21 protein-coding genes are annotated in these 20,439 nt (G+C 75.1%); 17 read left to right on the forward strand and 4 right to left on the reverse strand.

Annotated elements, in window-relative coordinates; translation table 11 throughout:
- The first annotated feature begins 670 nt into the window (after nt 1-670).
- From ACFQH9_RS11405 to ACFQH9_RS11440, 8 genes are all read left to right on the forward strand, one after another.
- On the forward strand, nt 671-1,594 hold the full coding sequence (locus tag ACFQH9_RS11405) for a tetratricopeptide repeat protein (RefSeq protein WP_379565960.1): 924 nt from the start codon (nt 671-673) through the stop codon (nt 1,592-1,594).
- A 122-nt stretch (nt 1,595-1,716) separates the two neighbouring features.
- Nucleotides 1,717-2,601: a glycosyltransferase family 2 protein gene (locus ACFQH9_RS11410; protein WP_379565961.1), complete on the forward strand. Its 885-nt coding sequence runs from the start codon at nt 1,717-1,719 to the stop codon at nt 2,599-2,601.
- 73 nt (nt 2,602-2,674) lie between these two features.
- Nucleotides 2,675-3,745, forward strand: a complete 1,071-nt coding sequence (gene manB / locus ACFQH9_RS11415) for a mannose-1-phosphate guanylyltransferase (protein WP_379565982.1) — start codon at nt 2,675-2,677, stop codon at nt 3,743-3,745.
- A 20-nt stretch (nt 3,746-3,765) separates the two neighbouring features.
- Nucleotides 3,766-4,683, forward strand: coding sequence for a DNA-3-methyladenine glycosylase family protein (locus tag ACFQH9_RS11420; RefSeq protein ID WP_379565962.1), 918 nt, complete (start codon nt 3,766-3,768; stop codon nt 4,681-4,683).
- 25 nt (nt 4,684-4,708) lie between these two features.
- Nucleotides 4,709-5,200: a glutathione peroxidase gene (locus ACFQH9_RS11425; RefSeq protein ID WP_379565963.1), complete on the forward strand. Its 492-nt coding sequence runs from the start codon at nt 4,709-4,711 to the stop codon at nt 5,198-5,200.
- A gap of 29 nt (nt 5,201-5,229) precedes the next feature.
- On the forward strand, nt 5,230-6,225 hold the full coding sequence (cofD, locus tag ACFQH9_RS11430) for a 2-phospho-L-lactate transferase (protein ID WP_379565964.1): 996 nt from the start codon (nt 5,230-5,232) through the stop codon (nt 6,223-6,225).
- Entirely contained in the window at nt 6,222-7,589 is a 1,368-nt protein-coding gene (locus ACFQH9_RS11435) for a coenzyme F420-0:L-glutamate ligase (protein ID WP_379565965.1), read from the forward strand. Before cofD ends, ACFQH9_RS11435 begins: the two co-directional genes overlap by 4 nt.
- Nucleotides 7,583-8,116 (forward strand): NUDIX hydrolase, encoded by a 534-nt coding sequence (locus ACFQH9_RS11440; RefSeq protein ID WP_379565966.1) that lies wholly within the window; start codon nt 7,583-7,585, stop codon nt 8,114-8,116. The genes ACFQH9_RS11435 and ACFQH9_RS11440 overlap by 7 nt, the downstream gene beginning before the upstream one ends.
- Before the next feature lie 13 nt (nt 8,117-8,129).
- Here ACFQH9_RS11440 and ACFQH9_RS11445 read toward each other — a convergent pair whose 3' ends face one another.
- Entirely contained in the window at nt 8,130-8,900 is a 771-nt protein-coding gene (locus ACFQH9_RS11445) for a site-2 protease family protein (RefSeq protein WP_379565967.1), read from the reverse strand.
- 250 nt (nt 8,901-9,150) lie between these two features.
- Between ACFQH9_RS11445 and ACFQH9_RS11450 the strand changes: the two genes are divergently transcribed.
- Entirely contained in the window at nt 9,151-9,405 is a 255-nt protein-coding gene (locus ACFQH9_RS11450) for a WhiB family transcriptional regulator (RefSeq protein WP_379565983.1), read from the forward strand.
- A gap of 710 nt (nt 9,406-10,115) precedes the next feature.
- Here the strand turns inward: ACFQH9_RS11450 and ACFQH9_RS11455 are convergent.
- Nucleotides 10,116-10,622, reverse strand: coding sequence for a metallopeptidase family protein (locus ACFQH9_RS11455; protein ID WP_379565968.1), 507 nt, complete (start codon nt 10,620-10,622; stop codon nt 10,116-10,118).
- 138 nt (nt 10,623-10,760) lie between these two features.
- Here ACFQH9_RS11455 and ACFQH9_RS11460 point away from each other — a divergent pair, with 138 nt between their 5' ends.
- From ACFQH9_RS11460 to ACFQH9_RS11485, 6 genes are all read left to right on the forward strand, one after another.
- The gene (locus ACFQH9_RS11460; RefSeq protein WP_379565969.1) at nt 10,761-11,135 is read left to right on the forward strand and encodes a DUF3499 domain-containing protein; all 375 of its coding nucleotides are present in this window, start codon (nt 10,761-10,763) and stop codon (nt 11,133-11,135) included.
- An 89-nt stretch (nt 11,136-11,224) separates the two neighbouring features.
- Nucleotides 11,225-12,583: a phosphomannomutase/phosphoglucomutase gene (locus tag ACFQH9_RS11465; protein WP_379565971.1), complete on the forward strand. Its 1,359-nt coding sequence runs from the start codon at nt 11,225-11,227 to the stop codon at nt 12,581-12,583.
- A 134-nt stretch (nt 12,584-12,717) separates the two neighbouring features.
- Nucleotides 12,718-12,927, forward strand: a complete 210-nt coding sequence (locus ACFQH9_RS11470) for a Trm112 family protein (RefSeq protein WP_379565973.1) — start codon at nt 12,718-12,720, stop codon at nt 12,925-12,927.
- Nucleotides 12,924-14,018, forward strand: coding sequence for a hypothetical protein (locus tag ACFQH9_RS11475; RefSeq protein ID WP_379565974.1), 1,095 nt, complete (start codon nt 12,924-12,926; stop codon nt 14,016-14,018). Before ACFQH9_RS11470 ends, ACFQH9_RS11475 begins: the two co-directional genes overlap by 4 nt.
- 33 nt (nt 14,019-14,051) lie before the next feature.
- Nucleotides 14,052-15,290, forward strand: coding sequence for a mannose-6-phosphate isomerase, class I (gene manA / locus ACFQH9_RS11480; protein WP_379565975.1), 1,239 nt, complete (start codon nt 14,052-14,054; stop codon nt 15,288-15,290).
- Nucleotides 15,291-15,358: 68 nt separating this feature from the next.
- The gene (locus tag ACFQH9_RS11485) at nt 15,359-16,285 is read left to right on the forward strand and encodes a cation diffusion facilitator family transporter (protein ID WP_379565976.1); all 927 of its coding nucleotides are present in this window, start codon (nt 15,359-15,361) and stop codon (nt 16,283-16,285) included.
- 7 nt (nt 16,286-16,292) lie between these two features.
- On the opposite strand, the gene ACFQH9_RS11490 is transcribed toward ACFQH9_RS11485, so the two are convergent.
- A complete protein-coding gene (locus ACFQH9_RS11490) occupies nt 16,293-16,787 on the reverse strand; it encodes a DUF2505 domain-containing protein (RefSeq protein WP_379565978.1) in 495 nt (164 codons plus the stop codon).
- 20 nt (nt 16,788-16,807) lie between these two features.
- A complete protein-coding gene (locus tag ACFQH9_RS11495) occupies nt 16,808-17,317 on the reverse strand; it encodes an Lrp/AsnC family transcriptional regulator (RefSeq protein ID WP_379565979.1) in 510 nt (169 codons plus the stop codon).
- Between the two features lie 112 nt (nt 17,318-17,429).
- Between ACFQH9_RS11495 and ald the strand changes: the two genes are divergently transcribed.
- Nucleotides 17,430-18,545 (forward strand): alanine dehydrogenase, encoded by a 1,116-nt coding sequence (ald, locus tag ACFQH9_RS11500; RefSeq protein ID WP_379565980.1) that lies wholly within the window; start codon nt 17,430-17,432, stop codon nt 18,543-18,545.
- Nucleotides 18,546-18,666: 121 nt separating this feature from the next.
- Nucleotides 18,667-20,169: an amino acid permease gene (locus ACFQH9_RS11505; protein WP_379565981.1), complete on the forward strand. Its 1,503-nt coding sequence runs from the start codon at nt 18,667-18,669 to the stop codon at nt 20,167-20,169.
- The last annotated feature ends 270 nt before the right edge of the window (nt 20,170-20,439 follow it).

Here is a 20,439-nt window from a genome sequence, read left to right on the forward strand (position 1 = left end):
GCCGCCCCGGCCCGCCCCGGTGCGGCGGGAGTCGTCCCGGCCGGTGTCGGCGGACCGGCCACGGGACCCGGAGGCGGACCGTTCGGACCGTCCGGACCGTCCGGACCATCCGTCGGAGCCGCGGTCACGGGCCGAGGACCCCCGCCCGGCCGGGTCCCCGTACCCGCGACCGGAGGAACCGGCCCGCCCCGCCGCGGCGCCGTCGCGGGAGGAGGAGGCCGCTCGTCGTTCCTCGGCAGCCGAGTCCGACCGTCCCGTCGAGCCGGTCGCGCGGGCCCGCGGGGAACGGTCGGGGCCGCCGGCGGCCAGACTGCCGCCCTCGCCGAAGAGTGCCGAGGCCCCGGGACGGCGTTCGCGCCGCGGACCGCCGGAGGAGGAGCGGCCACCCGTGGTCGGGTCCACGCCACCTCCTCCTCGTTCCCGGACGTCGGGCCGGTCCCACGGCCGCCACCCGACCGCCCCTAGAGGGTGCAGCATCCGGAGGCATGATCGCGGCGCGCCGCCCGGCGTGTCGGCCCACGGAGATCACCGCTGGGCGATCGTCCACCCCGGAGAGTGACGACGGTGGATCTCCGCGTGATCATCTAGGGTGAACGCCGCTCCGTCCTGCCGGAGCCCTGGGGGAGTGAGACCATTCACATCTCGCACCTCTGCGACCCGTGAGGGGCCCATGACCGCACAGCCCGACGGGACCGCCCGGACCGACGCCGCCGAGAGACCCGACGGGCCCGACAGGGCGGCCGTGCGCCGGATCCCGGTGCCGCCCCCGGAGGGCCCGCTCACGACCGCAGGGCGCGCCCTGCTGGAGCAGCACCGGGCGTGGGAGGCGATCGAGCCGCTGCGCCGCGCCGTCGCCGTCCGCGAACCCGGCTCGGTCGACCTGCTCGTCCGGGCCTATCTGGACAGTGGCAGCTGGACCGCGGCGATCGAGTTCCTCGCGCCGCTGCTCGAACAGGGGCACCTGGAGTTCGCGGGCCGGTTGGGCGTCGCGCTGGCCGAGCTGGGGGACCACACGCGGGCCGAGCAGATGCTGCGCCTCGCCGTGGCGCAGCGCGAGCTCCCCGCGGCCAACGACCTCGCCCTCCTGCTGTACGCCGACGGCCGGTTCGCCGAGGCCGTCCGGGTCCTCACCGACGCCGCCGAGGCGGGCGACGGTCAGGCGCCCGACAACCTCGTCGCGCTGCACCTGGAGGCGGAGGACCTCGCCGCCGCCGTGGAGGCCGCCGAGCGCTACGCCGACGAGGGGCGCCCGGACACGCTCGTCGCGCTGGCCGACGTCCGGGCCGTCCAGGGCCGGACCGAGGAGGCCGAGTCGCTCTACCGCCGCGCCGGGCGGCTCGGCGCCGTCCGTACGCACACCGCGTACGCCGCCTTCCTGCTGGCCCGCGGGGACCTCGACGGGGCCGAGCGCGAGTACCTCGAGGCCGAGCGGCACAACGAGCCGGGCTGGGCCGGGACGATCGGCCGCTTCCTGCTCGACACCGGCCGCCCCGACGCGGCGCGCTGGTACCTGGAGATGGCGGTGAGCTGGGGCGACCGCGCGGCGGCCGAGACCCTCGCGGAGCTCGAGGGCGTGGACCCGACGGACGACTGAGGGTGCGCCTCCGGCGCCCGTGCGCCGTCGGTGGTGCCGGAGCACCACGTCCCGCGCGCAGGCGCGTGGGCGGCCGCGACCCCGCACCGGCCGCGCGGGCGCGACCGTTAGGGTGAGCCGCCATGGAGTCGGCGGTCCGCACGTACGGGGACGAGCTCGCGGTCGTGACCGTCACGTACTCGCCGGGCGACACCCTCGAGCTGTTCCTCGACTCGCTCAAGGCCGCGACCGCGCGTCCGGTGCGGGTCGTGCTGGCGGACAACGGTTCCGTCGACGGCGCGCCCGAGCGGGCCGCGGAGCGCGACGGGGTCGAGCTGCTCCGGATCGGCGAGAACGTCGGCTACGGCACGGCGGCCAACCGTGCGGTCGCCGGGCTGGGCCCGGAGGTCGGATGGGTCGTCGTCGCCAACCCGGACCTGGTCTGGGGCGAGGGCGCGATCGACACGCTGCTCGAGGCCGGCGCCCGCTGGCCGCGCGCCGGCGCGCTCGGCCCGCTGATCCGCGAGCCCGACGGGGCCGTCTACCCGTCGGCGCGGCTGCTGCCCTCCCTCGGCCACGGCGCCGGGCACGCCGTCCTGGGCCGGGTGTGGCCCGGCAACCCGTGGTCGCAGGAGTACCGGCAGGCCGCCGCGGCGATCGGCGAGCGCACCGCGGGCTGGCTGTCCGGCTCGTGCCTCCTGCTGCGCCGCACCGCCTTCGACTCCGTCGACGGGTTCGACCCGCGCTACTTCATGTACTTCGAGGACGTCGACCTCGGCGACCGGCTCGGCAGGGCCGGCTGGCTGAACGTCTACGTCCCGACCGCCGAGGTCGTGCACACCGGCGGGGTGTCCACCTCGAAGCCGGAGGTGTCCGCGCGGATGCTGGCCGAGCACCACCGCAGCGCGTACCGCTACCTGGCCGACCGCCATCCCGGCCTCCGGAACGCCCCGCTGCGGGGTGCCGTGCGGGCCGGCCTGGCGGTGCGGGCCCGGGTCACGCGCGGACGTGCTTCGGCGATCCAGTAGGACGAGGCAGGAAGAGCCGTAGGACCGGAACCGGACCGGGGGGACCGGCCGGCTGACGAGAGGACCGTTCGTGCTGGACGACGTCGAGGCCGTCGTGCTCGTGGGGGGCAAGGGCACCCGTCTGCGCCCCCTGACCCTGTCGGCCCCGAAGCCGATGCTGCCCACCGCGGGTGTGCCCTTCCTCGCGCACCTGCTCTCCCGGATCCGCGCCGCGGGCGTCCGCCGCGTGGTGCTGGGCACCTCGTACCTCGCGGAGACGTTCGAGGAGCACTTCGGCGACGGCGAGTCGCTCGACCTCGAGCTCACCTACGTCGTGGAGGACCAGCCGCTGGGCACCGGTGGCGGGATCGCCAACGTCGCCAAGCACCTGACGACGGAGAACGTCATGGTCTTCAACGGCGACGTGCTGTGCGGCACGGACCTCACCGCCGTCGTCGACACTCATCGGCGCACGGAGGCGGACGTCACCCTGCACCTCGTGCGGGTGCAGGACCCGCGCGCCTACGGCTGCGTGCCCACGGACGGCGACGGCCGCGTGCTCGCGTTCCTGGAGAAGACCGAGGACCCCCCGACCGACCAGATCAACGCCGGCTGCTACGTCTTCCGGCGTTCGGTGATCGAGGAGATCCCGCAGGGCCGGGTGGTGTCGGTGGAGCGCGAGACCTTCCCCGGCCTGCTGGAGGCGGGCGCGCGGGTGAGCGGGCACGTCGACAACGCCTACTGGCGCGACATGGGCACCCCCGCCGACCTGGTCCATGGCTCGGCGGACCTGGTCCGCGGCGTCGCCCCCTCGGCGGCGCTGCCCGGCCCGGCGGGCGAGTCCATCGTGCTGCCCGGCGCGACCGTGGCGAAGGACGCGTTCGTGTTCGGCGGCACCGCCGTCGGCCGCGACGCCGTGATCGGCGCGGGCGCCAAGGTCGAGGGCAGCATGGTCTTCGACGGCGCGGTGATCGAGCCGAACGCGGTCGTCGAGAGCTCGGTGGTCGGCGCCGGCGCCCGGATCGAGGCGGGCGCGCACGTGCGGGACGCGGTGATCGGCGACCGGGCGGTCGTCGGGGCGCACTGCGAGCTCAAGGGCGGCGTGCGGGTGTGGCCGGAGGTGCAGCTGCCGCCGCACGGGGTCCGGTTCTCGGCCGACGTCTGAGACCCGGCTACCGTGGCCGGGTGATCGAGCGCGAGTGGCGGCCGGACTTCCGGCTCGACCTCGCCGGGGTCCTCGCCCCGCTGCGGCGCGGGCGGGGCGACCCGTCCTGGCGCTCGGTCGGCGAGGGCTCCGCGATCTGGCGCGTGTCCACCACGCCGGACGGGCCCGCGACGGTCCGGATGTCCCGGCGCAGCGACGGCACGGTCGTCGCCGCGGCGTGGGGGCCCGGCGCGCGGTGGGAGCTCGACGGCCTGCCCGCCCTGCTCGGCGCGCGGGACGAGCCGGAGTCGTTCGTCGCCCACCATCCGCTGATCGCCGACGCCGCCCGGCGGCTGCCCGGCATCCGGCTCGGCTCCACCCGCCGGGTGTGGGACCAGCTGGTCCCGGCGATCCTCGAACAGAAGGTCACAGGCATCGAGGCCCGCCGCTCCTGGCGCGAGCTCTGCTGGCGCTTCTCCGACCCCGCTCCCGGGCCGGCCGGGGCGATGCCGCGGGGCATGCGCGTCCCGCCCACGCCCGCGCAGATCCGCTCGATCCCGGACTGGGAATGGCACAAGGCCGGGGTGGACTCGGCGCGGCGCCGGGCGATCCTCGCCGCCGCCGCGGTCGCGCACCGGCTGGAGGAGGCGGTGGAGCTGGGCGGCGAGAAGGGCCGGATCCTGTTGCGCCGCATCCCCGGCATCGGCGTTTGGACCGCCGCCGAGGTGGCCCAGCGCGCCTGGGGCGACCCCGACGCCGTCAGCTTCGGGGACTTCCACATCCCCACGGTGGTCGGCTGGGCGCTCGTCGGCCGCCCGCTCGACGACCGCGGGATGCTCGAGGTGCTGGCCCCGTACACGCCGCAGCGCCACCGCGCCGTGCGGTACGTGGAGATCTCCGGGTTCCGCCGCCCGCGCTTCGGGCCACGGTTCAGCCCCCGCGACTTCCGCGAGATGTAGATCGTCGGCGGGTAGGTTCGTGGACGTGGCCCTTCTCGACTCCGCGCTCTCCGCGCTCTCCGCGCTCGACGGCAGCCCGCTCCCGGACCTCGACGGCAAGGCCGTCCTCGTGGTCAACGTCGCCTCGAGGTGCGGGTTGACCCCGCAGTACGAGGGCCTGGAGCGGCTGCAGGAGCGCTTCGCCGACCGCGGCTTCACCGTGCTCGGTGTGCCGTGCAACCAGTTCGCCGGGCAGGAGCCGGGCACGGCGGAGGAGATCGCCACGTTCTGCTCCACCACCTACGGCGTGTCGTTCCCGCTGACCGAGAAGATCGAGGTCAACGGGCCGGGCCGGCACCCGCTCTACGCGGCCCTGACCGCCGCCGCGGACGACTCGGGCGAGGCCGGCGACGTGCAGTGGAACTTCGAGAAGTTCCTCGTCGCCCCGGACGGGGCGGTCAGGGCGCGCTTCCGCCCCCGCACCGAGCCCGAGTCCGACGAGGTGGTGGCCGCCGTCACCGAGGTCCTCCCACGCTGAGCGTCGGGGGTCCGACGTAGCCTGGCGCCGTGAAGGTGACGGTCCTGGTCGGCGGCGTCGGCGGCGCCCGGTTCCTGCTCGGCGTGAAGGCCGCCCTCGGGCTGCCCGCCGTCGGGCCCGGCGAGGGCCCGCACGAGGTCACCGCCGTGGTCAACGTGGGCGACGACGTGTGGATGCACGGCCTGCGGATCTGCCCCGACCTCGACACCTGCATGTACACCCTGGGCGGCGGGATCGACTCCGAGCGCGGCTGGGGCCGGGCCGGGGAGACCTGGGCGGTGCGGGACGAGCTGGCCGCCTACGAGGCGGACCCGACCTGGTTCGGGCTCGGCGACCGGGACGTCGCCACCCACCTGGTCCGGACCCGGATGCTGCGCGCGGGCTACCCGCTCTCGCAGGTCACCGAGGCGCTGTGCCACCGCTGGAAGCCGGGCGTGCGGCTGCTGCCCGCCACGGACGACCGGGTGGAGACGCACGTGGTGATCGACAACCCGGAGCCGGCGGAGGACGCGCCGCCGCAGATCGCGGTGCACTTCCAGGAGTGGTGGGTGCGCCACCAGGCCAAGTTCCCGGCCCACCGGTTCGCGTCGGTGGGGGCGGAGGAGGCGAAGGTCCTGCCCGCCGCGGCCCAGGCGATCGCGGAGGCGGACGTGGTGCTGGTGGCGCCGTCCAACCCGGTGGTCAGCATCGGCACCATGATCCAGGTCCCGGGGATGCCGCAGGCCCTGGTCGGCACGAAGGCGAAGATCGTCGGGCTGTCGCCGATCGTCGGCGGCCGCCCGCTGCGTGGCATGGCCGACGCGTGCCTGTCCGCCATCGGCGTCGACACCACCGCCGAGGCCGTCGGCCGGCACTACGGGGGGCGGGCGAAGGGCGGCCTGCTCGACGGCTGGTTGGTGCACTCGGGCGACACCGCGGAGGTCGAGGGCGCGGAGACCCGGGCGGTTCCGCTGCTGATGACGGACGTGGAGGCCACCGCGGACATGGCACGTGCGGCGTTCGAGCTGGCCGGGGTCACCCCGTGAGCGCTCTCCCGGCTCCGTCCCCGGTCCCCGACCACGGGGCCGCGGAGGGCCTGCGGATCCTGCCGGTCCCGGGGCTGCCGGAGTTCCGCCCGGGGGACGACGTGGCCGCCGCCGTCGCCGAGGCCGCCCCGTGGCTGGAGCCCGGCGACGTCGTCGTGGTCACCAGCAAGATCTTCTCCAAGGCCGAGGGCCGGCTCGTCCCCGCGCCGACGGACCCCGAGGAGCGCGACGAGCTGCGCCGCCGACTCGTCGAGGGCGAGACCGAGCGGGTCCTGGCCCGCCGCGGCAGGACGCTGATCGTCGCGTCGAAGCTCGGGATCGTGCAGGCCGCGGCCGGGGTCGACGGCTCGAACGTGCGGCGGGACGAGCTGGCGCTGCTGCCCGTCGACCCGGACGCGAGCGCCGCCCGGCTGCGCGAGGGCCTGCGCGAGCGGCTCGGGGTCGAGGTGGCGGTCGTGGTCACGGACACCATGGGCAGGTCGTGGCGCGTCGGGCAGACGGACGTCGCGATCGGGTCCGCGGGGCTCACCGTGCTGCACCGCTACGGCGGCGCGGTCGACGCGGAGGGCAACGAGCTGCTGGTCACCGAGGTCGCGCTGGCCGACGAGGTGGCCGGCGCCGCCGACCTGGTCAAGGGCAAGCTCGGCGGCACCCCGGTGGCCGTCGTGCGCGGGCTCGGCGTGCGGGAGGACGGCTCGACCGCCCGCGACCTGGTGCGCCCGGTCGACGAGGACCTGTTCTGGCTCGGCACCGAGGAGGCGCTCGCGCAGGGCCGGCGCGAGGCCGTGCTGCTGCGCCGCAGCGTCCGCGAGTTCGCGCCCGAGGAGGTGCCGGCCGAGGCGGTGCGCCGGGCCGTCGGCGTCGCGCTCACCGCGCCCGCGCCGCACCACAGCACACCCTTCCGGTTCGTCTGGCTGCGCGATCGCGCGCGGCGCACCGCGCTTCTCGACGCGCTGCGTGCGCGGTGGCGCGCCGATCTGGAGGCGGACGGGCGCCCCGCGGACGAGGTCGAGCGTCGGCTCGCGCGGGGTGACCTGCTGCGGCGGGCACCGGAACTGGTGCTGCCCTTCCGCACCGGCGACGGTGCCCACGAGTACCCGGACGAGGCGCGTCGCGCCGCCGAGCGGGACATGTTCACCGTCGCCGGCGGGGCCGCCGTGCAGTCGTTGCTGGTGGCGCTGGCGGCCGAGGGGCTGGCCTCGTGCTGGGTGGGATCCACGATCTTCGCCCCGGACGTGGTGCGGGCCGAGCTCGGGCTGGCCGAGGAGTGGCAGCCGCTCGGTGCGGTCGCGCTCGGGGTGCCGCGGGAGGCGATCGGCCCGCGTCCACCCGCCGACCCGGCCGCGGGGTTGCTCGAATGGTGAGCCCGGCCGTCGCGGTGGAGGAGCTCCGCGCGTGGTCGCCGCCCGACGCCGGGCAGGCCGCGCTGCAGCAGGCCCTGATCGCCTTCTGCCTCGCCCGCCCGGACGACGCCTGCGCCCGGGAGTGCGCGGCCGGGCACCTCACCGCGTCCGCGCTGGTGCTCGACGCGGCCGGCGAGCACACCCTGCTCACCCTGCACCCGCGTGTCGGGCGCTGGATCCAGCTCGGCGGGCACTGCGAAGCGGGCGACGCGTCCCTGCGGGCGGCCGCGCTGCGCGAGGCGACCGAGGAGTCCGGGATCGCCGGGCTGGAGATCGCCGAGCACCCGTTGCACGTCGACGTCCATCCCGTGACCTGCTCCCTCGGCGTGCCGACCCGGCACCTGGACGTGCGTTACCTGGTGCGCGCCCCCGCCGGCGCGGTGCCCGCGATCAGTGACGAGTCCGTCGACCTCGCCTGGTGGCCGCTCGACGCGCTGCCGGCGGAGGCGGACACGGTGCCGGCGATGGTCGCGCTCGCCCGGGCCTGACGCCCGCGGCGGCTCAGCGCCAGAACAGCAGCAGGCCGTAGCCGGCGGCGGCGTACTGGGCGTCCCCGCCGATCAGGGCGAAGAGGAACTGCCCGATCCCGAACAGCACCCGCGACACCCCGGGCACGCCGAGGACCAGCAGGAACAGTACGAGCGGGGCCCACGGCCGGACCTTGTGGCCGAGCCGCTGGGCCTCCGGCGACAGGTAGGGCTCGAGCACGCCGTACCCGTCGAGCCCGGGGACCGGGAGGATGTTCAGCACGAACGCGAGGATCTGGATGAGCGCCAGGCAGGACAGCCCGACGGCCAGCCCCTCGTTCATCGGCACGAAGATCACGGCGACGCTCAGCAGGATGCCGAGGAGCAGGTTGGTGGCCGGGCCGGCGAAGGACACGAACGAGCGCACCCCGCGGGAGCGCAGCGCCCACTGGTTGATCCAGACCGCGCCGCCGGGCAGCGGGATGCCGCCGAGCAGCAGGAACACCACCGGCAGCACGAAGGACAGCCCGACGTTCGCGTACCGGCGGATGTCGAGGGTGAGATAACCCCGGTTCTCGATGCTGCGGTCGCCGCCGCGGTGCGCGACGTAGGCGTGCCCGAACTCGTGCAGGCACAGCGAGACGCACCACCCGCCGAGCACCAGCAGCACCACACCGGTCGTGAGCAGGACGGTCGAGCCCTGCAGTGCGGACTCGGTCCCGACGACGCAGAGCACCCCGCCGACCACCGTCACCGCCACGAGCAGCAGGAACCACGGACTGATTCGGTTCGGGACTCCGCGCACTTGACCATTCTGCCGAAGGGGTGTCCGAAGGGGTGGATGCCGTCACCCGGTCGGCAGCCCCGGGTTGCGGTGAACCGACCGACAACGCTGTACTTACAGCGGTGTCATTCGCCGGGCGCGGGGAGGTGGGCGAGTGGACGTTTTCACGGACACCGTGTTCGTCACGGGGGCGGGCACGATTGGTGACCCGATCGGAGCGACGTTGGGCGCTCCGGAGAACTTCGGGATCGGCCCCACGGAGGGGCTTCGCCTGATCGACACACTGGTCGACGGTCAGGACGACGGTGAGCAGGACTGGCAGGAACGCGCGCTGTGCGCGCAGACGGATCCGGAGGCGTTCTTCCCGGAGAAGGGCGGCTCCACGCGGGAGGCCAAACGGATCTGCGCGGGGTGCGAGGTCCGGGCGGAGTGCCTGGAGTACGCGCTGGCGCAGGACGAGCGGTTCGGCATCTGGGGCGGGCTCTCCGAGCGGGAGCGCCGTCGCCTGCGCCGGGCCGCGGGCTGAGGTCGGCGTAGCGGGGTAACCCAGAAGCACCCTCCGCTCCCGGCGCACACAGCAGCGCCGGGGGAGGAACCGGAAGGGCGGGCATCACGGCCCGCCCTCGTCCGAGCCCGGACGCGTGTCCGGCTGCGTGCCCGCAGCCGGCGACGGTCCGGGCTCTCGCGTGCCCGCCGCCGACCGCTCCGCCCGCCCAGCACTTCGAGCCGCGCCCCGGCCCGGCCCGTTCGGGCCCGGCCCACTCGTTCGGGCCCGGCCGAGCCGTTCGGGCCCGGCCGAGCCGTTCGGGCCCGGCCCCTCCGTTCTGGCCTGCCACACCGGCCCCGGCCCGGCCCACCCGTTCCAGCCCGCCACATCCGTTCCTGCCCCGCCGCACACCCCGGCTGTTCGTCGCACACCCTGTCGACCGGGTGTACGGCGCCCAGCGAGGTGTGGGAGGCCTTCCCCGGAGAAGCGAGCGACCGGTGTCGGCCCCCCGTTCACCCCGCGCTGTGTCCCTCGGTCCCCGGTCCTCCGACGCGGCCGCCGACCCGTGACACATCCGCAGGAGCGCGGTACACCCGGTCGACAGGGTGTGTCACGAACCTTCGGGGTGTGCGGGCATGTCGGGCCGGGTGTGTCGGCTCTCCACCAGAGATCGGTGACGCGTCGGCGCGGCGCGACTCCGGTCAGTCCGCCCCGCCCCCAGTCCGCCCCGCCCTCAGTCCGCCCCGCCCTCAGTCCGCCCCGCCCTCAGTCCGCCCCGCCCTCGACGGCGTCGNGACGGCGTCGGGCTCGATGTTGAGGTACTCCGCCACCTGTTCCACCAGGACCTCGTGCAGCAGGTCGCCCAGGTCGGCGCCGCCCCGGGCCCGCGCCTCCAGCGGCCGCCGGTAGAGCACGATCCGCGCGCGGGAGGGCAGGCCCGCCTGGTCGACGCCGGCGGGGACCAGCTGGGCCAGCGGGACGCCCGCGTCGGCGAGCACCCCGGTGCCCCAGACGACCTCCTCGGGCGAGGTCCGGTCGACCTCCGGCACCTCGTCGACGGCCAGGTCCAGGTCCACCAGCTCGGGGCCCCAGCGCAGCTCGATCGGCTCGAGCGCCTCGAGCACCCGGGCGTCGAACCGCTCGGCCCGGGTGCGGAAGGAGGGCGTGGTCACCGGGTACAGCAGGCCGCGCAGGCCCCGGCCCCGGCGGTCCCGCCGGCGGGGGGAGCGGCGCGGGATGCGGCGCGCGGTCGTCACCCGGCGATGATACGGCCCGGCCGGCGGCCGCCGTTCCGATGCAACATGCCGTCGCCGCCCGTACGGCGCCCGGGCGGGTGGGGCCGCCCCGCGCGTCGCAGCCGGGAACCGTCGGCGCGGGGGGCTATCGTCGGGGACGTGCTCAGTGTCCGGAGGTGTTCGCGGAGCGGCTGCACCGAGCTCGCGGTGGCCACTCTCACCTACGTCTACGCGGACTCGACCGCGGTCGTCGGGCCGCTGGCCACCCAGGCCGAGCCCCACACCTACGACCTGTGCACCGCGCACGCGCACCGGCTCACCGCCCCCCGCGGCTGGGAGGTCGTCCGGTTCGAGGGCGAGTTCGCGCCGCCGCAGCACACGGACGACGACCTGACCGCCCTGGCCGAGGCCGTCCGCGAGGCCGGCCGGGCCGACCGGCCCATCGAGGCCTCGACCACCGTCACCGCCGGCCCGGGCGCGACCACCGGGCGCCGTGGGCACCTGCGCGTGCTGCCCACCCCGCCGGAGGAATGACCGGGCGCGTCACCCTCCGCCGTCCGACCGGTGCGCGTGGTCGCGGCCGTCCCGCGGGCCGTCGGGGCCGACCGCTAGGCTCCGGTCCCGTGCCCGACCTGTCCCAGATCGTCAAGGCGTACGACATCCGCGGCGTCGTGGGCGAGCAGCTCGACGCCGACACGGTCCGCGAGGTCGGAGCGGCGGTGGCCCGGCTGCTGCGCGCCGAGGACCCCGGGGTCACCGAGGTCGCGGTGGGCCACGACATGCGGGACTCCTCGCCGGGTCTCGCGGCCGCGTTCGCCGAGGGCGTGACCGGTCAGGGGCTCGACGTCCTGGACATCGGCCTGGCCAGCACGGACATGCTCTACTTCGCCGCCGGCAGTCTCGGCGTGCCCGGCGCGATGTTCACCGCCAGCCACAACCCCGCGAAGTACAACGGCATCAAGCTGTGCCGGGCGGGCGCGACCCCGATCGGGCAGGACACCGGGCTCGCGGCGATCCGCGAGGCCGTCGAGCAGGGGGTGCCCGCGGGGCCCGGCGGCGGAACCGTGCGCCGCCGCGCGCTGCTCGCCGACTACGCCGCCCACCTGCGCGGCCTGGTCGACCTGAGCGGCATCCGGCCGCTGCGCGTGGTGGTCGACGCGGGCAACGGCATGGGCGGCCACACCGTGCCCGAGGTCCTGGGCGGCCTCCCGCTCGACGTCGTGCCCCTGTACTTCGAGCTCGACGGCACCTTCCCCAACCACGAGGCGAACCCGCTCGACCCGGCGAACCTGGTCGACCTGCAGAAGGCCGTCGTCGCGGAGGGGGCCGACCTCGGCCTGGCCTTCGACGGCGACGCGGACCGCTGCTTCGTGGTCGACGAGCGCGGCGAGCCGGTCAGCCCCAGCGCGATCACCGCGCTCGTCGCCGTGCGCGAGCTGGCCAAGGACCCCGGTGCCTCGGTGATCCACAACCTGATCACCTCGAAGGCCGTGCCGGAGATCGTCCGCGAGCACGGCGGCACCCCGGTGCGCACCCGCGTGGGCCACTCGTTCATCAAGCAGACGATGGCCGACACCGGCGCCGTGTTCGGCGGCGAGCACTCCGCCCACTACTACTTCAGGGACTTCTGGAAGGCCGACTCCGGCATGCTCGCGGCGCTGCACGTGCTGGCGGCGCTGGGCGAGCAGCCGGAGCCGCTGTCCGGGCTGATGGCGGCCTACGAGCGGTACCGGGCCAGCGGCGAGGTCAACTCCACCGTCGCCGACCAGGCCGACCGGGTCGCCGCCGTGCGGGAGGCCTACGACCGGCCGGGCGTGGAGTTCGACGAGCTCGACGGCCTGACCGTCGCCCTCTCGGACGGCTCCTGGTTCAACCTGCGCGCCTCGAACACGGAGCCGCTGCTGCGGCTCAACGTGGAGGCCGCCGACGACGCCGCCGTCGCGGCGCTGCGGGACGAGGTCCTCGCGATCGTCCGCGCCTGAGCGGGGCGGGCGGCGCGCCGCCGGGACACGCATCGATCACCCGGATCGATCACGCCCGCTCGGGTACCCCGGACGGACCCGGCGCGCCCGCCCGCGCCCTGGCAGCATCAACGGCACGTGAGGTGAGGAGAACCGTGGCCGTACAGCTCGACCCCCAGCTGCTCGAGATCCTGGCCTGCCCGTCGGAGGACCACGCACCCCTGCGGCCGGCGGCGGACCAGCTCGTGTGCACCGCCTGCGGGCGCCGCTACCCGGTGGTCGACGGCATCCCGGTGCTGCTGCTCGACGAGGCCCTGCCCCCGGAGACCGCGCTGCCTCCCGAGAACACCGGAAACCCCGGGTGACGACCGTGCTCGACGACACCCTGCTCGGCGACCCCGCCGCGCTCGCCTCCGCGGACACGGGCGGGGTGCTGCGTGCGGCGGCGACCGCGGGGGCCCAGGTGCGCTCCGCGGCGCAGGCCGCGGCCGAGGCGGGCGTCGCCGCCCTGGCCGGACACCGGCCGCGGGCGCTGGTGTTCCTGCGCCGGCCGGGGTCGTCGGGTGCGGCGGCGGAGATCATCGGGGCGCTGCTCGGGCCGCAGTGCCCGGTCCCGGTCGTGGTGGCGGACCTCGTCCCCGGCTGGATCGGCCCGCTCGACGTCGTGCTGGCCCACTCCGCCGACCCGGCGGACGTCGACCTGGCCGAGTCGGTCTCGCGGGCCGTCGGGCGCGGGGCCGAGGTGGTGCTCTCCGCGCCGGCCGAGGGTCCGGTGGCCTCCGCCGGCGCCGGCCGCGCCCGGTTCGTCGAGCCCCGGATCCCGGTGCCGCCCGCCCTGGACCTGCCGCGGGCGCTCGCCGTCGGGCTGACCGTCGTGGCCGCGCTCGGGCTGTGGCCGGGCGGTCTCGACCCGGCGCTCGACCCGCTGGCCGACGCGCTCGACGCCGAGGCCGAACGCAACCAGCCGAACCACGAGCCGTTCATGAACCCGGCGAAGTCGCTCGCGCTGCGGCTGGCCGAGCGCACCCCGCTGCTCTGGGGCGCCGACGCGGCGGCGACCACGGTCGCCGGGCACCGCGCGACCGCGCTGGCCACCCACGCCGGCGTGGTGGCGCACGCCGCCGACATCGCCCAGGCCGCCTCGGCCACGGCCCTGCGCCGGGCCGTCGACCTGGCCGACCGCGGCGAGGACATCTTCCGCGACCCGTTCGACGACCCGGGGCCGGATGCGCCGCCGGTCCGCGTCGTGCTGCTCGCGACCGCCGAGGAGGAGCCGGGCCAGGTCGCGGTGCGCCGCACCGGGCGCGGCTGGCCCGCGGACCTGCAGCACCCGGTGGACGAGGTCCCGCGGGGCACCCGGGACGCGGTGCTGCTGCGGGCCGCCCTGCTGGCCTCCCGGCTGGAGATCGCCGCCGTCTACCTCGGCCTGGCCACCCGGGCCATCGAACCGGCCTGACGGGCCGACCGCCGCACGAAGCGAGGAAGTGCCTTGGAGCTGCTGGAGAACCCGGTCCGGCCGTACGCGTGGGGATCGCGCACGGTGATCGCCGATCTGCTCGGCGAGCCGGTGCCGTCTCCGCATCCGCAGGCGGAGATGTGGCTGGGTGCGCACCCGGGCGATCCGTCCCGGATCGTCCGCGCGGACGGCGCCCGGGAGTCGCTGCTCGACATGCTCACCGGCGACCCGGAGGGGCTGCTCGGCGCCGAGCGCAGCGCCCGGTGGGAGGGTCGGCTGCCGTTCCTGCTGAAGGTCCTGGCCGCGGACGAGCCGCTGAGCCTGCAGGCGCACCCGAGCCTCGACCAGGCCCGGGAGGGGTTCGCCCGGGAGAACGCGGCCGGCATCCCCGTCGACGCCTCGGACCGCAACTACCGCGACGCCAACCACAAGCCGGAGCTGCTCTGCGCGCTCACCGAGTTCCACGCGCTCGTCGGGTTCCGGGACCCGATGGAGACCCTCGGCCTGCTGCGCGCGCTCGACGTGCCGGAGCTGTCCGCCTACGTCGACCTGCTGGCCGCCCAGCCCGGGCCGGACGGCCTGCGGGCGCTGTTCACCACCTGGATCACCCTGCCGCAGGCGCTGCTCGACGAGCTGGTCCCGGCCCTGCAGAAGGGCGCGGTCGCGCTCGCCGCCCGGGACAACCCGTCGGGCGGGGACTGGGCGCTCGAGGCCCGGACCGCCCTGGAGCTCTCCGAGCGCTACCCCGGCGACGCGGGCGTGCTCGCGGCCCTGCTGCTCAACCGGGTTGTCCTGGCCCCCGGCGAGGCGCTGTACCTGCCGGCCGGCAACCTGCACGCCTACCTGGCCGGCGCCGGCATCGAGCTCATGGCGAACTCCGACAACGTGCTGCGGGGCGGGCTCACCCCCAAGCACGTCGACGTCCCCGAGCTGCTGCGCGTCCTCGACTTCACCTCGGGGCCGCCGCCGGTGCACACCGGCCAGCCCGAGGGGCCGTGGACGCGGTACGACACGCCCGCCGAGGAGTTCCTGCTGCGCAGCTGGCAGTCCGACGACGGGCTCACCGGCTGCCTCCCCGTGCCCGACGGCGGCGCGCGGATCCTGCTCGCGACCGGCGGCAAGGCGTGCGTCCGGGCCGGGGGCGAGGTCCTGGAGCTGCCGAAGGGCGGGGCGTTGTTCCTCGCGGCCGCGGACACCGGCGTCGAGGTCGAGAGCGCGGCGCCGGGCACCCAGCTCTACCTCGCGGGCGACGGTCTCCGCGCCGACTCGTAACGCGCGCGGTTGACCGCGGGTCGTCCGGATATCCTTCCGCCGCACGATCCGGACCCAGGGGGCGAAACGTGTCGGCACACGGCGGTACCAAGGCGATCCTCGCGGCGCTCGGAGCGAACGCCGGCATCGCGCTCGCGAAGTTCGTAGGATTCGTCGTCACGGGCTCGTCCTCGATGCTCGCCGAGGCCGTCCACTCGGTGGCCGACACGGCGAACCAGGGCCTGCTGCTGCTCGGCGGCCGCACGGCCCGCCGGGCCGCGACGCCCGAGCATCCCTTCGGCTACGGCCGGGACCGCTACTTCTACTCGTTCGTCGTGGCGCTGCTGCTGTTCACGCTCGGCTCGGTCTTCGCCATCTACGAGGGCATCCACAAGCTGGAGTCGCACGAGCCGCTGACCTCGCCGCTCGTCGCGGTGATCATCCTGGTGGTCGCGATCTGCCTCGAGGCCTACTCCTTCCGCACCGCGATGAAGGAGTCCCGCCCGCTCAAGGGCAACGGCACCTGGTGGCAGTTCATCCGGCAGGCCAAGGTCCCGGAGCTGCCGGTGGTGCTGCTGGAGGACACCGGGGCGCTGATCGGCCTGGTGTTCGCGCTCCTCGGCGTCGGCCTGTCGGTCCTCACCGGCGACCCGGTCTGGGACGCCGTCGGCACGCTGTGCATCGGCACCCTGCTCGGCGTCATCGCGGTCATCCTCATCGTCGAGATGAAGAGCCTGCTCATCGGCGAGGGGGCCGCGCGCCCGGTGCTGTCGACGATCGTCGCCGAGCTCGAGAAGGGCGCGGAGATCGAGCGCGTCATCCACATCAAGACCCAGTACCTGGGCCCCGAGGAGCTGCTGGTCGCGGCGAAGCTGGCGCTGCCGCCCGGCTCGTCGGTCGAGACCGTGGCCCGGGCGATCGACGACGCCGAGGCGCGGGTGCGCGCGGCGGTGCCCGACGCCCGGGTGATCTACCTCGAGCCGGACCTCGACCGCTCACGGCTGCAGCAGGCCTGAGCGGGCCTCATCCGCCGAGGCGCTCCGCGGTCCAGCGCATCTCCTCGCCCATCAGCGCGAGGGCCCGGTCGGCGACGACGACCTCGATCGCCGCGCCGAGCAGCGGCACGTGCACCTCGACCTCGCCGTCGATGCGCAGCACGCTGCCGGCCGGGTCCGCCTCCACCCGGAGGTCGCCCTCGGCCCGGGCCGGCGCCCCCGCCGCGGTCAGGGTGAACCGGCCGTCGGCCCGCTCCGGCGCGACCTGCCAGCGCTCCTCCCGCTCGAGCACCAGCGCCCCGGCGAGGAAGCGACGGACGGAGGCCGGCAGCGACCCCGCCGGCACCCCCTGGCGCAGCAGGATGCGGAGCCGGTCGCCCTCGCGCTCGAACGCGCGGAGCTCGGCCCCGGGGCCGCCCACCGCGGCGAGCCGGTCGGCGTAGAGGTCGCGGTCGAGCAGGCGGGCCACGGCCTCGCCCGGCGCCAGTGCGAAGGTGCGGTCGAGGCGGAGCGGGGTGGGCACCCCGCCACCGTAGGGCGCGGTCAGTACCCGCGCCGGGGCCGGACGTGGTCGAAGATCAGGCTGGTCTGCGTGTTGGCGATCTGCTCGCGCCCGTTGAGTGCGACCACGAAGTCCCGCAGCGCGGCGGAGTCGGCCGTCGCGACGTGCAGCAGGTAGTCGTCCACCCCGGCCAGGAAGAAGCAGTCGCGCACCTCGGGCAGCGAGGTCACGAACTCCTCGAACTCCCGCATCCGGCGCCGCGCCGCGGCCTGCAGCCGCACCGACACCATCGCCTGCAGCGGGCGGCCGGTCGCCGCCGGGTCGACGTCGGCGTGGAAGCCCCGGATGACCCCGCGCTCGCGGAGCGCGCGGACCCGGGTGAGGCAGGTGGAGGGCGCGATCCCGACGCGTTCGGCGAGCGCGTTGTTGGGTATCCGTGCATCGCGTTCGAGCTCCGCGAGGATCGCGCGGTCGACGGGGTCGAGCGGCGGCCGCACATCGTTCGGCCGGCCGGCCCTCGACACCGATCCGGTCGTGGATCCTTCGGGCATGGGCGCAGAGTACAGAATCTCCTGCGCTCTTGTTCCGATGGAGACGCTGTTTCTTCGATACTCGGCACGACAGCCGGTCGCTCAGCCGGTCATCAGGAGGAGAGGACGGGTCATGCGGATCGCGGTGCCGCGCGAGGTCAAGGACAACGAGTTCCGGGTCGCCCTGACGCCGGCGGGCGTGCACGAGCTGGTGCGGCGCGGCCACGAGGTCGTCGTCGAGCAGGGGGCGGGCCTCGGCTCGTCCATCCCCGACCAGGAGTTCAAGGCCGCCGGCGCGCAGCTGCTCGCCGACGCCGACGCCGTCTGGAGCTCCGCCGAGCTGCTGCTCAAGGTCAAGGAGCCGGTGGCCGGCGAGTACCACCGGCTGCGGTCCGACCTGACCCTGTTCACCTACCTGCACCTGGCCGCGTCCCGGCCGTGCACGGACGCGCTGCTCGCCGCGGGCACCACCGCGATCGCCTACGAGACCGTCCGCACCGCCGACGGCAGGCTGCCGCTGCTCGCCCCGATGAGCGAGGTCGCGGGCCGGCTCGCGCCGCAGGTCGGCGCGTACCACCTGCTCAGCGCGGCCGGCGGGCGCGGCGTGCTGATGGGCGGCGTGCCCGGCGCGCCGCGGGCGCACGTCGTGGTGCTCGGTGCGGGGGTGTCCGGCTCGCACGCCACACAGATCGCCGTCGGGATGGGGGCGCGGGTGACCGTGCTCGACCTCGACGTCGACAAGCTGCGCGCACTCGACGCCCGCTACGGCGGCCGGGTCGAGACGGTGCACTCCACCGCCTACGCCGTCGAGCACGCCGTCCTCGACGCGGACCTGGTGATCGGCGCGGTGCTGGTGCCCGGCGCCAAGGCCCCGACGCTGGTGTCCGACGACCTGGTGGCGCGGATGAAGCCGGGCGCGGTCCTCGTCGACATCGCGGTGGACCAGGGCGGCTGCTTCGAGAGCACCCGGCCGACCACGCACGCCGACCCGACCTTTCGGGTGCACGACACGGTCTTCTACTGCGTGGCCAACATGCCCGGCGCGGTGCCGCACACCTCCACCCACGCGCTGACCAGCGTCACCCTGCCGTACGTCACGCGGCTGGCCGACCAGGGGTGGCGCGAGGCGCTGCGCGGCGACGCCGCCCTGGCCCAGGGCCTGTCGACGCACGCCGGCGAGCTGACCAACGCCGAGGTCGCCCGCGCCCACGACCTGGCCTTCCGTCCGGTCGACGAGATCCTCCGCTGAGCCTTCCCGACGCGCGGCCCGCGCCGTGGGTGCGGACGGACGACCGAGGAGCCGTCCGCATCCACGAACCTCGCCGGCCAGCGAATGCCGTGCGGGGCACATCGCCGTAATCTCCCGGGCCATGACGACCGTGGGCGACCGTCGGGGGATCTGGCGCACGAAGTCCGTCGAGCAGTCCATCCAGGACACCGACGAGCCGGACACCAAGCTCCGCAAGGACCTGACGACCTGGGACCTCATCGTCTTCGGGGTCGCGGTCGTGGTCGGGGCCGGCATCTTCACCCTCGCGGCCAGCACGGCCGGCACCGTCGCGGGGCCCTCGGTCTCGCTCGCGTTCGTCATCGCGGCGATCGCGTGCGGGCTGGCCGCCCTCTGCTACGCCGAGTTCGCCTCCACGGTCCCGGTGGCGGGCAGCGCCTACACCTTCTCGTACGCCACCTTCGGCGAGCTGATCGCCTGGATCATCGGCTGGGACCTGGTGCTGGAGTTCGCCGTCGGCTCCGCCGTGGTGTCCAAGGCCTGGTCGAAGTACCTGCACCAGGTGCTGGGGGTGATCGGGCTGGACGTGCCGACCTCCTTCTCCCTCGGTGGGTTCTTCGCCTTCGACTGGGGCGCCCTGCTCCTGGTCGCGGTCCTCGCCACGCTGCTGGCCCTCGGCACGAAGCTCTCCAGCCGGGTCAGCGCGGTGTTCACGGTGATCAAGGTCGGCATCGTGCTCCTGGTGATCATCGTCGGCCTCGCCTTCGTCAAGGCGGCGAACTACACGCCGTTCATCCCGCCGGCCGCGCCGGCCGGCGAGGGCAAGTCCGGGCTCACGCAATCCCTGCTGTCGCTGTTCGGCGGCGGGGGCAGCAGCACCTACGGCATCTACGGCCTGCTCGCCGCGGCGTCGCTGGTCTTCTTCGCGTTCATCGGGTTCGACGTCGTCGCCACCACCGCCGAGGAGACCCGCGACCCGCAGAAGTCGCTGCCGCGGGGCATCTTCGGCTCGCTCGCGATCGTGACCGTGCTGTACGTGGCCGTGGCGCTCGTCCTCACCGGCATGGTCAGCTACACCCAGCTCGACGAGAACTCCACCCTCGCCACGGCCTTCGGCGAGCTGGGCGTGACGTGGGCCGAGGCGATCATCTCGATCGGCGCGCTCGTCGGCCTCACGACGGTGGTCATGGTGCTGATGCTCGGGCAGATCCGGGTGCTCTTCGCGATGTCCCGGGACGGGCTGCTGCCGAGCGGGCTCGCGCGGACCGGCGGGCACGGCACCCCGGTGCGCGCGACCGTGCTCGTGGGCGCCGTCGTCGCCCTGGTCGCCACGTTCTTCCCGGCCGGCGCGCTGGAGGAGATGGTCAACATCGGCACGCTGTTCGCGTTCGTGCTGGTGTCGGTGGGCGTGATCATCCTGCGCCGGACGCGCCCGGACCTGCACCGCGCCTTCCGCACCCCGCTCGTCCCGCTGGTCCCGATCCTGTCCGTGCTGGCGTGCGTGTGGCTGATGCTCAACCTGAGCGTCGAGACCTGGCTGCGGTTCCTGGTGTGGATGGTGGTCGGCTTCGTGGTCTACTTCGTCTACGGCCGTTCGCACTCGCGGCTCGGGCGCCGGCAGGCCGGAACGGCAACCGAGCGGTAACGGCGCCTCACACGCCCGTGTTCCGGGGGAAACATCCCGGACACGGGTCGTCGCTTGACTGTGCCGCGTGGCGGAGCAGGAGCGGCGGCCGGTCGGGACGCACCACGCCGTCGTCGTGATCGGCGGTCGGCAGGCCGGCATCTCGCCGGGCCGGCTCCTCGCCCCCGCGGGCGGAGGAGCACCACCGCTCCGCCCAGCCGAGCGACCGACTGTCCCGGAAGGACGAGAGCCGACATGGCCGACCTGACCGATCTCGAGAAGCAGAGCCTC

Origin of the sequence: Pseudonocardia lutea, from assembly GCF_042658055.1 — a bacterium.
Classification (GTDB): Bacteria; Actinomycetota; Actinomycetes; order Mycobacteriales; family Pseudonocardiaceae; genus Pseudonocardia; species Pseudonocardia lutea.

Bases quoted from the DNA above. Each gene is read 5' to 3' on its own strand.
- ACFQH9_RS11410 (WP_379565961.1), top strand. From the start codon at position 1,717: ATGGAGTCGGCGGTCCGCACGTACGGGGACGAGCTCGCGGTCGTGACC.
- ACFQH9_RS11505 (WP_379565981.1), top strand. From the start codon at position 18,667: ATGACGACCGTGGGCGACCGTCGGGGGATCTGGCGCACGAAGTCCGTC.
- ACFQH9_RS11440 (WP_379565966.1), top strand. From the start codon at position 7,583: ATGGTGAGCCCGGCCGTCGCGGTGGAGGAGCTCCGCGCGTGGTCGCCG.
- ald (WP_379565980.1), top strand. From the start codon at position 17,430: ATGCGGATCGCGGTGCCGCGCGAGGTCAAGGACAACGAGTTCCGGGTC.
- ACFQH9_RS11405 (WP_379565960.1), top strand. From the start codon at position 671: ATGACCGCACAGCCCGACGGGACCGCCCGGACCGACGCCGCCGAGAGA.
- ACFQH9_RS11495 (WP_379565979.1), bottom strand. From the start codon at position 17,317: ATGCCCGAAGGATCCACGACCGGATCGGTGTCGAGGGCCGGCCGGCCG.